This is a genomic window from Odoribacter laneus YIT 12061 (genome assembly GCF_000243215.1).
Lineage (GTDB): Bacteria > Bacteroidota > Bacteroidia > Bacteroidales > Marinifilaceae > Culturomica > Culturomica lanea.
This window is the reverse complement of the sequence record NZ_JH594597.1, coordinates 204,735-217,267: the sequence shown is the minus strand read 5'-3', so window position 1 is coordinate 217,267 and position 12,533 is coordinate 204,735. Positions and strand designations below refer to the sequence as shown.

General features: G+C 40.0%; 12 protein-coding genes and 1 pseudogene. 7 read left to right on the top strand and 6 right to left on the bottom strand.

The window, feature by feature from the left end; translation table 11 throughout:
* Positions 1–50: 50 nt before the first annotated feature.
* The 3 genes from tsaB to HMPREF9449_RS13180 form a co-directional block, all read right to left on the bottom strand.
* Positions 51–737, bottom strand: coding sequence for a tRNA (adenosine(37)-N6)-threonylcarbamoyltransferase complex dimerization subunit type 1 TsaB (tsaB, locus tag HMPREF9449_RS13190; protein ID WP_009137762.1), 687 nt, complete (start codon positions 735–737; stop codon positions 51–53).
* Between the two features lie 46 nt (positions 738–783).
* Positions 784–1,356, bottom strand: a complete 573-nt coding sequence (locus HMPREF9449_RS13185; RefSeq protein ID WP_009137761.1) for an L-threonylcarbamoyladenylate synthase — start codon at positions 1,354–1,356, stop codon at positions 784–786.
* 204 nt (positions 1,357–1,560) lie between these two features.
* Positions 1,561–2,457: a diaminopimelate dehydrogenase gene (locus HMPREF9449_RS13180; RefSeq protein WP_009137760.1), complete on the bottom strand. Its 897-nt coding sequence runs from the start codon at positions 2,455–2,457 to the stop codon at positions 1,561–1,563.
* Between the two features lie 205 nt (positions 2,458–2,662).
* Between HMPREF9449_RS13180 and HMPREF9449_RS13175 the strand changes: the two genes are divergently transcribed.
* The 3 genes from HMPREF9449_RS13175 (at position 2,663) to HMPREF9449_RS13170 (ending at position 5,086) form a co-directional block, all read left to right on the top strand.
* The gene (locus HMPREF9449_RS13175; protein WP_040612011.1) at positions 2,663–4,258 is read left to right on the top strand and encodes a YfcC family protein; all 1,596 of its coding nucleotides are present in this window, start codon (positions 2,663–2,665) and stop codon (positions 4,256–4,258) included.
* Between the two features lie 178 nt (positions 4,259–4,436).
* Positions 4,437–4,589, top strand: coding sequence for an ATP-binding protein (locus HMPREF9449_RS17055; protein WP_147640212.1), 153 nt, complete (start codon positions 4,437–4,439; stop codon positions 4,587–4,589).
* A 5-nt stretch (positions 4,590–4,594) separates the two neighbouring features.
* Complete coding sequence (locus tag HMPREF9449_RS13170) at positions 4,595–5,086, top strand: exonuclease domain-containing protein (RefSeq protein WP_009137758.1); 492 nt, start codon at positions 4,595–4,597, stop codon at positions 5,084–5,086.
* Between the two features lie 156 nt (positions 5,087–5,242).
* Here HMPREF9449_RS13170 and HMPREF9449_RS13165 read toward each other — a convergent pair whose 3' ends face one another.
* Complete coding sequence (locus tag HMPREF9449_RS13165) at positions 5,243–6,358, bottom strand: hypothetical protein (protein ID WP_009137757.1); 1,116 nt, start codon at positions 6,356–6,358, stop codon at positions 5,243–5,245.
* A gap of 267 nt (positions 6,359–6,625) precedes the next feature.
* Between HMPREF9449_RS13165 and HMPREF9449_RS16870 the strand changes: the two genes are divergently transcribed.
* On the top strand, positions 6,626–7,402 hold the full coding sequence (locus HMPREF9449_RS16870) for an HAD family hydrolase (RefSeq protein WP_147640197.1): 777 nt from the start codon (positions 6,626–6,628) through the stop codon (positions 7,400–7,402).
* Positions 7,403–7,434: 32 nt separating this feature from the next.
* Here the strand turns inward: HMPREF9449_RS16870 and HMPREF9449_RS16300 are convergent.
* A pseudogene (locus HMPREF9449_RS16300) lies at positions 7,435–8,397 on the bottom strand (DUF3810 domain-containing protein); the annotation flags it as partial.
* A gap of 215 nt (positions 8,398–8,612) precedes the next feature.
* On the opposite strand from HMPREF9449_RS16300, the gene HMPREF9449_RS13155 reads away from it, so the two are divergent.
* Together HMPREF9449_RS13155 and HMPREF9449_RS13150 are read left to right on the top strand one after the other, a co-directional pair.
* Complete coding sequence (locus tag HMPREF9449_RS13155) at positions 8,613–9,440, top strand: PepSY-like domain-containing protein (RefSeq protein WP_009137754.1); 828 nt, start codon at positions 8,613–8,615, stop codon at positions 9,438–9,440.
* A gap of 126 nt (positions 9,441–9,566) precedes the next feature.
* On the top strand, positions 9,567–10,409 hold the full coding sequence (locus HMPREF9449_RS13150) for a BRO family protein (RefSeq protein ID WP_009137753.1): 843 nt from the start codon (positions 9,567–9,569) through the stop codon (positions 10,407–10,409).
* A 243-nt stretch (positions 10,410–10,652) separates the two neighbouring features.
* Here HMPREF9449_RS13150 and HMPREF9449_RS13145 read toward each other — a convergent pair whose 3' ends face one another.
* Positions 10,653–11,285 (bottom strand): cytidylate kinase-like family protein, encoded by a 633-nt coding sequence (locus HMPREF9449_RS13145; protein ID WP_009137752.1) that lies wholly within the window; start codon positions 11,283–11,285, stop codon positions 10,653–10,655.
* A 216-nt stretch (positions 11,286–11,501) separates the two neighbouring features.
* On the opposite strand from HMPREF9449_RS13145, the gene HMPREF9449_RS13140 reads away from it, so the two are divergent.
* Positions 11,502–12,248, top strand: coding sequence for a Fic family protein (locus HMPREF9449_RS13140; RefSeq protein ID WP_009137751.1), 747 nt, complete (start codon positions 11,502–11,504; stop codon positions 12,246–12,248).
* The last annotated feature ends 285 nt before the right edge of the window (positions 12,249–12,533 follow it).

Sequence of the window (12,533 nt, the reverse complement as noted above, 5' to 3'; positions counted from 1 at the left end):
CTGAAAATATTCGTCAATTCATCTAAAATAAGCCTTTTAGGTTTAGAACACTATACAATTTTATGTTTGGGCGTGGTAGCGATAAAATCTTTTAGATAAAAAGGTTCGAAATAAGCAACGCTTTCAAATTGCTGCGCTGCGAATTTTTGTTCTGCTATTTCCACCAGATGGGCAGCGGAAGCCGCTTTATCGTTTAAGTAACAGGCATGAGGAGAAACCAACGTATTTTTTACTTTTTCGCTTCCGTCACCAAAAAAGTAAACTTTATGGGTGGCTAAAATATCGGAAAAAGAATGTTCGTCGATAATTTCAGCTTTTGTATCCAGCATGGTCCGGTTGTGGGAATCGAAAAAAGCTGTATAGACTTCCATTCTGCGGGCGTCAATCATCGGGCAATACCAGACATCTTCTTTTAATTGTTCGGAGACAGAACGGGCAAGTGCCTGAAGCGTGTTGATAGCGATAAGGGGTTTGGATGCACCAAAACAAAGTCCTTTCGCCATAGAGACCCCTATTCGTAAGCCGGTATAGGATCCAGGCCCCATGCTAACAGCAACGGCATCCAGATCATGTGCCGTTAGAGCACATTCTTCGAACAATGCTTGGATAAATGTACCTAATAAAAGGGAATGATTCAAACCTTCTGTGTTTTCTTTTATTCCCAGTATTTTTCCTTCTTTAGCCAGAGCTACAGAACAAACGGAAGTTGCTGTTTCTATGTTGAGAATGAGTGCCATGTTTATATGAAATGATTCTGTTTATTTTCCTTTCCGGCATCCGGATTTATTTTCGGAGTATTTGTATACTTCCGTCCATTCCTAGTTTAATAATGCTGGAAGGACTGCAAGGTCGGGTTTCTTGCCGGCGGAAATCCACTATATAATCCACAGCATTTTTAATTTCTTCACTAATATCGGCAAAACAAGCGGGAGAAGGCTGCCCACTGATATTGGCAGACGTGGAAACCAAGGGTTTACGGAACCGGAATAAGAGAGCTTTACTGAATGCCTCCTCCGTAATCCGGATCCCGATTGTCTGATCGGCATTGATGAGATTCGCAGCTAGATTTCGGGCATTCGGATAAATGATCGTAGTGGGTTTATTGCTGACTTCGATCAGTTGTAGTGCTATTTCCGGGACATCGGCATAAGAGGCAATCTTTCCGGCATCATCCAGTAAAACTAACATAGATTTATTATCTTCTCTTTGCTTCAGCTCATAAATCCGTTGTACGGCTTTGGCATCTGTTGCGTCGCATCCGATACCCCAGATTGTGTCGGTAGGATACAGAATAATCCCTCCTTTTTTGAGGATTTCAGTGGCTTTAAAAACTTCTTCTTTTAACTTGATTTCCATAGACTGGTTATAAACCATTCCCGGATAAAATCTCCGGATAATATTCGTACTCCTGTTTTGCGAAAGTACTAAAGTTTCTCAGATAATAAAAATGTTCTGAAAAGAATCCGAGCCTATTTCTGAAAAAGTAACCTGGAGGTTTATAGTCCCTAATTCCAGTCAGCCAACACGGCTGGGGAATTAGGGATAAGGGGTGAGTTTTGATTACACCAGGTGCTTTATTAATTCGCTGCGTTCGCCATAAAGCATATCGATGACGGGAATTTCGATGAGCGTATAGCATCCTGGTTGTTGGCGCATGGCCGCCCGGGCTGTCGAAACCAGAATCTGGCCGGTAAGCGCCGGGTTATTGATTTTCATATCGAATTCAAACAATTGATTTTGAGTTTTTCCGGAAACGCCTTTACGCGTCAGATTTACACCGTGTCCCATGTCTAGCAAAGCATCCACACATTCTACCTGCAGTACATGGGTTTCGTCGTTTACAAAATAGGGATCTGTTTTAACTTTTTGGGCAATCTCTTCGAAAGAATGGCCTTTTTCTATTTCTACATATACCATGCGCCTATGTATTCCTGTTCCCGTCGGAATCGTCATAGACAGGGCAGCTTTTACTCCTTCAATGGCTTTTACAGCAACGGTATGCCCCATGCTCATGCCCGGTCCGAAATTGGTGTAAGTAATACCTTTGGGTGCACAGGCTTCCAATAAAGCACGTACGACAGAATCACTACCCGGATCCCAGCCTGCAGAAATAATAGATACGGTATTGTATTTTTGGGCCACTTCATTTAAATAGCGGTGTAAATCCGGGATTTGGGTGTGAATATCAAAACTGTCTACGGTACGAATACCTTGTGCTAATATTTCTGCAGCGTAAGTTTTTATACTGCGGGTAGGGGTACACAGAATAGCGACGTCTACTTTGTTTAATTTCCGGATATCGGAAACGACCTCGAAATCTTTCAATTCTTCCGGTATATCCTGCGCGTTGCGGCGTACAATTCCAGCTACTTCAAAATCCGGCGCTACGAGAAGCGCTTCCAATACATATTTCCCGATATTGCCATATCCTACAATGGCAGCTCTGATTTTTTCCATATTGTCAGTGTTTTATTTAGAATACAAATTTGCGAATATTTCATTATATGACAAAATCCCTCTTCCGGATTGTTAAACTTAAAACCAATTCCGGAAACAATGTTTAAAATTTGGATGAGAAGAAAAAGTACATTTGCAGTCTTTTCCCGTTTTTTGGCTTTTTTTAATATCTTGCAGCCTCATTTAAATGACCTGTGTTATGGCGTTGTTAAAAAAAATTCCGCATACCTATACCATTATTGCTGTCCTTATTCTTGTTTGTGCAGTTCTTTCCTGGATTATTCCGGCCGGCGAATATGAACGGCATGTAATAGAGGTGGAAGGGGTAAAGCGAACCGTTATTGTGGATCATTCTTTTCATCGGGTAGAGCAGTCTCCTCAAACCTGGCAGGTTTTTGGAGCTTTATTGCAAGGTTTTGAAAAGCAAGCCGGCATTATCGCTTTTCTGTTAATTATTGGAGGGGCCTTTCAGATTTTGAATAGCGGAAAAGCGGTGGATGTAGGTATTCTTTCTTTTTTACGTTTTACTCAAGGACTGGAGCGGTATCGTTTTATGAAACGGATAGGGGTGAATAATATCATTCTGTCTTTCATTATTATTTTGTTTAGTCTTTTTGGGTCAGTGTTTGGTATGAGTGAGGAGACGCTGGCTTTTGTAATTATTATTGTTCCGTTGGCTATTCGGATGGGATACGATTCGATAACGGGACTTTGTATGGTATATGTAGCAGCTCATGTCGGTTTTTCCGGAGCAGTGCTCAATCCTTTTACGATCGGAATTGCGCAAGGATTATCGGATTTACCGTTATTTTCGGGTTTTGCTTACCGGTTGTTGTGTTGGGGGATACTTACGGCCGTATTGATTGCAGGGGTTTTGCTATATGCCCGTCGGGTGAAACGAAATCCGGCCTGTTCTCCTATGTATGAGGCGGACAATTATTGGCGGAGCAGAAGCGTGGAAGAAGGAGAAAGGTTCACCTATGTGACTCCTCTTTCTGCCCGGGTGGTATATTTTTTAATTCTGGGAGCTTCGATCTTATTTTCCGTATATTATCCGGTGATGACTTTGCGCATAGGGGGTGCTGGGGTGACGACGTATGCCGTGCCGCTCCTGACGGGTTTATATGCTTTTATAGGATGGTTGGGGTTACGAAAGTCCTTCCATTTTTTTGTATTGACTATTTTGGGATTTACGATTATCTTTTTAGTTGTGGGAGTGATGGGCTATGGTTGGTATTTGACGGAAATTTCGGCTTTATTTCTGGCCATGGGAATTATGTCGGGATTTGCTATGGGAAAAAATGCGAATGAATTAATTCAATCTTTCCTGGAGGGGGCCAAGGATATTTTATCTGCGGCAATTGTCGTCGGATTGGCAGGGGGAATTATTCAAATCCTTCAGGATGGCCGGATTATCGATCCCATTCTGCATGGTTTGGCATCTTTTATGAATGATGCCGGAAAAGTAACCGCTATCGGTGGAATGTATTTGATCCAGACCTTTATAAATATCGTTATCCCTTCGGGTTCGGCTAAAGCGGCCTTGACAATGCCGATAATGGCTCCTTTTTCGGATGTAATCGGTATCTCCCGTCAGGCCACGGTGATGGCTTTTCAGTTCGGAGATGGATTTACCAATATGATTACTCCTACTTCCGCCGTATTGATCGGAGCGTTGGGGATAGCGCGTATCCCTTATGAAATTTGGGTGAAATGGTTTTTCCGTTTTTTGGTTGTTTTCATTCTCTTGGGTTTTATTTTACTTATTCCTACGGTAATTTTTCCGTTGGACGGGTTTTAAGGAAAAGAGATTTCCAGGCTTCGGCAGATTTTGCTACATTTATTGTCCAATGTATTAAAATTTACGAAAAAGGGACGTATGACTTTAGGGGATAAATACAGAGGGGATTTTTATGTGACGGGTACAGGATACGGGATAGAGGAAACGAACAGGCAAATATTTTCGCCGTTTTGTAAAAATAAATAACTTTGCTCAAAGATCCGGATTAGGGCTTCCGCTCTGCGAGAGTATTGTCAAAAATCTGGGAGGGCAAATAGGACTTGTTTCGGCTTTGGGAAAAGGGACCACTTGGGGGTTTACCTTACCGACGGGAAAAAATATATCATCTTGAAAAAAATGGACAAATTTGCAGCGATTGATTTTGAAACGGCTAACTGGCAGAGAACCAGTGTTTGTTCTGTAGGGGTGGTGGTGGTAGAAAAAGGGGAGATTGTAGATAAATTTTATAGTTTGATTCATCCCCGGCCTGATTTTTATTCCCGTCGGAATACTCAGATTCACGGTTTGACGCGTGCCGATACGGAAGAAGCTCCGGAATTTCCTACTGTATGGCGGGAGGTCATTCCGATGATAAAAGGAATGCCTCTGGTAGCTCATAATAGTCTTTTTGACGAAGGGTGTTTAAAAGCCGTGTATGCTCTTCATGAAATGTCTTATCCGGATTATAAATTTCTCTGTACTTACCGGCAGGCCCGGAAAAAAATAAAAGGATTGGCGAACTATCAGCTTCAGACAGTTGCTGCCAGTTGTGGTTACAAGCTGTTGAATCACCACCATGCTTTAGCGGATGCCGAAGCATGCGCCTGGATTGCAAGGGAGATTCTGTAATCCTTCGCCTCGTTTCGAGAGAATATTTAAAGATATACAAAACCGAACTAACTTGTAATAAGCTAGTTCGGTTAAGTTTGGCTTGGGGAAAATATTCCTGTTCATTTACATTTTCCGAACCATAAATGCCGGTGATTATTCCTGGTAAAGGACTTTTTAATTACCTGCAGATTGACTTTTAACTTGCATGCCGGAACCTTCATATACGGGCGTACCGTTATTATATCCGATGATGCGTCTTCGTCCTTTTCCAGAAAGAGCACCTCCCACAGAATCGTCAACTTTCCCAAAAAACATGACAGCAACCATTGCTATGACGGATGGTAGAATAATATAAATTAACCAGCTTGCCAGAATTACCGCCGATACGATCAATACTCCTATTGCTATTTTTGCCGGATAATAAATGATTAACCAAAGTGTTCTGTATTTTATAATCATTTCAAATAACATGGCTATGCCCATGATGATCCATAATCCGCCAATAAACGGTAGCATTTTTACGATTAACGGATATTCGGACCAATGGGCAAAGAAATCCGGGTTAAATCGCAAAGCATAGGTGAGTGGTTTACTAAAATCGATAAAAAAATACATCAAACCGACTAATACAGATGAAAGGTAATAGAAAGGGACGGTCTTTGCTTTGGAATATTGCCAGAAACAAATCTCTTTCCTGATTTTTTTTACGATTATCCAATAAATCAGTTTCCATACAAGATATAAAACGATAATCCCTAAAGCAATGATTATGAAGCTGAGGATATTCTCCATCCGTTCCGTGGAATCGCTTGAAAAAATACTTGTCCAAGTGGTGTAAGGTAATGCCATCTGGCTAATGTGAAACCAATTCCAGCCATCTGCGACAGTCTTTCCATTCCTGATGAGGCGGACCTGTATAAAATCACAGTCTTTCCCATTTTTCAGGATTTCTCTGTGAAATCCGCCCAAAATCTGTAATGTATCCCCCTGTCGAACTCTTGCTCCCCTGTAATCATCAACGGCCATTTCAAAATCCTTGATTCCTTTGTAAGTGATTTTTTCTTTTTTCCCACTGAATTTTGATTTCGCTTGTGTATTGATGTAAAAACTATCGGTAGCTACGACTAGATAACCCGGTTTCAGACCATAGTAATAATAAAGCAAAGCAGAATCTTTAGCAGGTCCGTTTTTCATATCTTGTATGGCTTCTAAATTTATTCCCCGTTGGCAGGAAGAAAGGGAAAATAGAGCACAAACACAGATAAAAGTGGTTTTTAATAATGTTTTCATACTTACTTTTTATGGTGAATAGATTTTATGCTGTTCCATTTTTTGTTATGGATTCTTCTTCTTATCCATGCTGTTCCGTTTAATAACTATAAATGTTGGAATAGAAAACAAATAATTTAGCGTACTAATATATAACTTATTTTGATGATTTGAAACATTTTTACATATTTGTAGAGGGTGGAAAAAGTCTTGCGCTTACAGGCAACCGGGAAAGTAATGCTTTCGTTAAACCGTAAATAAGTGAATAATCTGATGATAAATATAAGGATGGATATAAGAGAAAGTATACGTCAATTTTTAGTTTCCAGTGGTTATGGCAGAATTCGGCTGAAAGCGGTATTATTCGATATGGACGGCGTGTTATTCGATTCCATGAAAAATCATACGTTGGCTTGGCAGAAAGCAATGGCAGCAAGAGGAATTTCTGCAGATAGGAATGAATTTTATCTGTATGAAGGGTGTACGGGAAAGGGGACGATCGATCAATTTTTCCGGCGAATTTATGGAAGGGAGGCGGATGAAAAGGAGGTAGAGCAGATTTATCAGGCAAAAAGTCGTTTTTTCAATGAAATGCCTACGGTTGAAATTATGCCTGGTATCCGGGATATACTGTTTGATTTAAAGAAATACGGCTTAAAGGCTATTTTGGTGACGGGATCGGCTCAGCATTCCTTATTAGATCGTTTGGAAAAAGAGTTTCCCGGTGTATTCTTGCCGGCATATCGGGTGACGGCTGCCGATGTAAAACAGGGTAAACCTTCTCCCGAACCTTATTTAAGGGGATTGGCAAAAGCAGGTGTACGGGCGGATGAAGCCCTTGTTATCGAAAATGCCCCAATGGGAGTCCAGGCTGCCGTGGCTGCCGGAATTTTCACCATAGCTGTAAACACAGGACCTATACCTCCTCAAAAGCTTTATGAAGCCGGAGCCGATATTTTGTTTCCGGATATGCTTTCTTTAGCGGCAGTTTTTGGAGAAATCGTCGGCTTATTTAAAGAAGAATACCTTTGCCAGGAGAGGAGGAGTCCCACCACTTCGGAATAATTTTTCAATCCCGAAGAGATCCGGTTGCTTTTTAAAAAAAGATTGTAAATATAGTTTTGTATTTTACCTATGCCCGGACTGTATTTTTGTTGCCAGTATTCTTGACGGGATTTGTATTGTTCCAGAATTTCGGGACGGATTGTGGAAAGGAAATATCGGTATTCTTCTGGGGGCAGGAGACGGGATGCATTGCCTAAAATATGTCCCATTACCATAAAATTACCACTGTGCCGGATTTGGGGAATTTCCGACTGGGTACATATCAGCCAGGCATAAAAGTTTGCCTCGGCCTCGCTGGAAACCCCCAGACGATGCGCTGCTTCGTGAGCGAATACGGAAGGGTATTCTTCTGGCCGTAGTTCTCTGTTTAAGTTGAATTCTGTAAAAAAAGGTCCCATATAGCCGGAAACTCCTACTTTCGAAAACAGAGAGCTAAAAAGCATTGTTTTAGGTTTCAAGACAGAAGGTGGGGTAGTTAATTTGAAGGTGTCTTTCCAATTCGTATATCCTTTTCGGATTTCCTCTGAAACAACAGAAGGCGGAAGAAATTGTGCTGGTTCGTAACCGGCATTTAAGCGGGTAATGTAATCGGCCAAGAACCGTTTGAAATCTTCAGCCGTATAAGTTGCAGGAGATATAGTTGTCCGGGCGTAATAATTTTCCCGGAAATAATTCAACCCCCAGGCAAAGTAAAACCACACATAAATCCAGCCTAAAAATAAGGCGATATTTCCCAACCGCCTTTTTCTCTTTCCCTTTTTCCACAATGTCTTTATAAAATACCCTAGAATACCTGCGGAGGCTATGAATAGAAAGCAGTCTCCGATAGAAAAAGGAAAGAGAGAAGAAAAAGCGGAGAGAAAAGAAGCAATGAGGGGATAAATATGCTGTGCATAAAATTCACCGGCAGCCGGAAAGTGCCGTATAAATTGGATGAGCAGGATACACAAAAGGAGTACAGTGAGTTCTATAATTTTCCGTTGCTTTTTGTTCATCTTTCTGTCGCTAGAGAAAAACAATAATACGATAAATTTCAGAGAGTCGCAACAAGGAGAAGGATTTGGGAACCGGATTTATTTCCAATAATTGTAAAGGAATTTTTAAGATTGAAAATCTGGCATTTACTTTTCCTTTTTGATGGAACATTGCAGAGGCCAAGCCGTATAATTGACAGAATGGAAATAGGTAAAAACAATAAAATTAAAATGTGATGAAAACAAAGGTAATTATCTTTATGTTATTCGGGATTGCGGGCCTGATATTGACTGGATGTAATAACAAAAAGCAATATAGACCTGATGCGAATATTGTTTCAGCTATGAATGCCAAATATCCCAAGGCTACAAAAATAGAATGGGAAAAAAAGCACAATTACGAGGTGGCTGAATATTATGAAAATGGAGTTAGCTCCAAGGCTTGGTTTGATAAAAACGGTAAATGGGTAATGACGGACAGCGACTTAAAATATAGCGGGCTGCCTGGTGCTATCCGGAATACTTTTGAAAAAAGCATGTATGGCAACTGGAAAAAAGGCGATGTAGACAAAATCGAACGGTATGGAATGCAGCCCGTTTATGTCATTGAAGTGGAGAAAGAAGGGCAAGATGTGGATCTCTATTATACGGCCAATGGTATGTTGGTGAAAACGGTAAAAGATGGAGACCGGGGGCATGACAGTGATTTTATGCCTTTGGAACCGGCTGTGAGAGATAATATTATGCGTAAATATCCCGATGCTTCTGTTATTGAAATGACGGATAAAAGGGGGAAAAGATATGTGGATATCTTGGATAACGGACGTGTGAAAGAAGTGGTTTTTGATAATGATAATTGGGTTTCTACTTCCTGGAATGTAGATAAGGCAGATGTGCCTTCAGCTGTAATGACCGCATTGAGAGGATCGGAGTATAAAAATTATACGATTGATGATATAACATTCTATGAATCGGCTGATCATTCTTATTATCAGATAAAGATGAATGAAGGGAGCAAAGAGAAAAAAATAAATGTAGATGCTTCCGGGAAAATTGTCAGTTAAAGACAGAAATCTTACGATAAGGCCGGATAAATCGTCCGGATAGATTTTAAAATTATTCAAGAAATAAAAAGGAAACGGTAGGGAAAATGCCTATCGTTTCCTTCTTTGTAAAAAGAAATAAAGCGAATGAAAAAGAAAACGGAGGAGTATATTGTAGAATTTTTTGAACAGGAGATTCGTTCTTTTTGGGAAGAAGAAGAGGGGAAACGATATTTTGCTTTGGTTGATGTCTGCGAAAAATTAGCGGATACATCAGATCCGAAAGGATATTGGAGAGATATCAAGAGAAGATGGCGAAAGAAAGAGCAATCGTTTTTGGAGCGACTCCGTCGTATAAAAATTCTTTCAAAAGACGGTAAGCAAAGGTATACCGATATGGCTGATTTGGAGACCGTTTTCAGGTGTATACAAAGAATTCCTTCTGATAAGGCAGAATTTTTCCGAATTTGGTTGGCCACGACAGGACAAGAACGGATTCGGGAAATAAAGGATCCGGAAAGAGGGTTGGACCGGGCTTTAGAAAATTGGCGAAAAATGGGAAGAAATGAGAAATGGATTTTACAACGCATGATGAGCCAGGAAACCCGGCATCGGTTGACGGAATATTGGGGATCCCACGGAATAACCGAAGGAGAAGAATATCGGACACTGACGAACGCTGTACATGAGGCTTGGAGTAATATGACGGTACAGGAACATAAAGATTTGAAAGGTTTAAAAAGTCAGAATCTGCGGGATCATATGACGGAAGCAGAGTTAATTTTTATGGCTTTGGCTGAAATGGCTGTAAGGCAGATTGCTGAAGGCCGGGAGAGCAATGGTTACGAAGCCAATATCGCTTCTGCAGAATGTGGAGGTAAGATTGCTCGTAATGCCCGCAAGGAACTGGAAGAAAAAACAGGTAAAAATATATTGTCAAAAAAAAATTTTCTCTCTCCTTCACCTGCTAAAAAAGAGAATAAAAAGTAGAGAGAAATAAGTTAAAATACCCTGATGTGTAAAAGTATAAGAGGTTATACTCTTTTGTACCGGGTAAATTCCCGTTTTCTGATTCACTGAGGAACGTATGCTCAGTGTTGGTTGAGCATGAATCCAGAGACATTTGCTTCTGGGATCAGCAAGATTGAGTCGGCTTTCCTAGGATAGCTTTGTTTTTTAATGAATAATAAAATCTTTAGACTCCTGCTTTTATTTCCTGTTTCGTAAAGAAGGCTATTGTTCAGGACAGGAATTTAATCGTTTACATATAAAAGTATGGATAATTTCAACGGTTTCATCTGCACCTAAAATAGAGGAATCAATGCAGAGATGATAGGACATTGCTGCACCCCAGGTTTTGTCTGTATAGTAATTGTAATAACTGGCTCTTGTCTTATCCGTTTTGCGGATAAGTTCCAAAGCTTCTTTTTCAGATATAGACATAGAATCCTGAATCCGCCGTATGCGGTCAGAGAGGCAGGAATGTATAAAAATATTTGTACAGTTTTTTTCATCCTGCAAAATATAATCTGCACATCGGCCTACGATAACGCAAGATTTTTCTGTACCTAATTTCCGGATGACATCCGACTGTACTTGGAAAAGAGTGGCATCTGTAAAATAATCGTTTGGCTGGTAAATCGCTCCGTTCATCGAAAATCCCATAGCCAAGGCTTGCAAAAAACTTCCGGATGTTTTTTCATCCGCTTTTTCGAATAGTTCCGAGCATAATCCGCTTTCTTTGGCTGCCAATTGCAATAATTCTTTATCGTAATAGGAAATTCCAAATTTTTCAGCTAATTTTTTCCCGATCTCCCGTCCTCCGCTTCCAAATTGCCGACCGATGGTAATGATAATTTTTTCCATAATATCTTGTTTATCTACTGCAATAATAACAAAAAAAGAGATAAAGAGGGCTATCGGAAGGATCTAAAAATAGAATAAATTTTGGAAAAAATTCTTCAGCAGAAAAAATGAATATTGAAAGCGATTCAGAAGAGTAGATTTTCTTAGGCTCCGAAAGGGATTAAGTTTTTTTATAAATCTTTAGAAAGTAAACTGCCGTAATAGACAGAAAAAACGATGTGGCAGGAGTTAAGTGATTTGAGGGCTTCCTACAGGCAGAAACGAGAGATAAACCCTGATTTCTACGAGAATCGGGAAATGCTGGTATTTTTATATGAAGTTTTGAAGCTCACTGGTACGGCGATACAGAAGCAAACTTTTATCGATATTACTTCTACGGGCAGACGCCCTTTGGGAAGATTGGGAACGAAGGCTTACGATTTGTGGCAAGCTTATCTTTATGTGTGTCAGAATGCCGGGACAAAAAAAGAACTGGATTTATCCTTTGTACAGACTACGGCAGCCAAAGTAATGAAACATACGGGGGGAGAAACCAATACCACTATCGGTAGTTATGACACTTCTTTGGGAGATTTTCGTTTGGGGGAAGATTATGATGAAATTTATCCCTTGTCGGATTTCCGTAAAATTCCGGATCGGCTTCAAGCTTTATGTCAGGATATAAATGTCCGGATCAATAAAGTCAAGGGAGTCCAGACGATCCATTTAGCCGCTGATTTTATGTATGAATTTGCACATATTAAACCTTTTGGGGCAGGTAATCTGGAAATTGGATTGTTGTTGATGAATTATATTCAGCTTTATCATCAGGAACCGTTGATTATCCTTTTTGCCGAGGACCGCTCTCAACTATTGAATGCTTTAAAACGGGGTGAAATCAATCAAACGCCTGCTGTTTTTGAAAATTTTGTAGCTTCTCAGCAGATAAAATTGCTGACACATCCCTCTTTTTTTAGTTTATAAAATTTTTTCAGGGCTATAAAAGCAGAGTGGTTTGGGGAATCACCCAGAATCATTCGTTTTGTATTTTTTCCTTCTGTCTTTTCTTATTTGTTTTCTTACAAAGAGGTGGCCTGTTGTAAATTTAACGGATGAATAAATATTCGTTTTTTCAAACGTTTCCACAGGATAAAACAGTTGTTCTTTTACAATTCCTTTTTTATTAAAGCATTAATTCTTAATATTGTGCTGCTAAAGGAATTGGATATTATGGTAAATAATAGAAAGTTTATGTATGATGTGATGAAA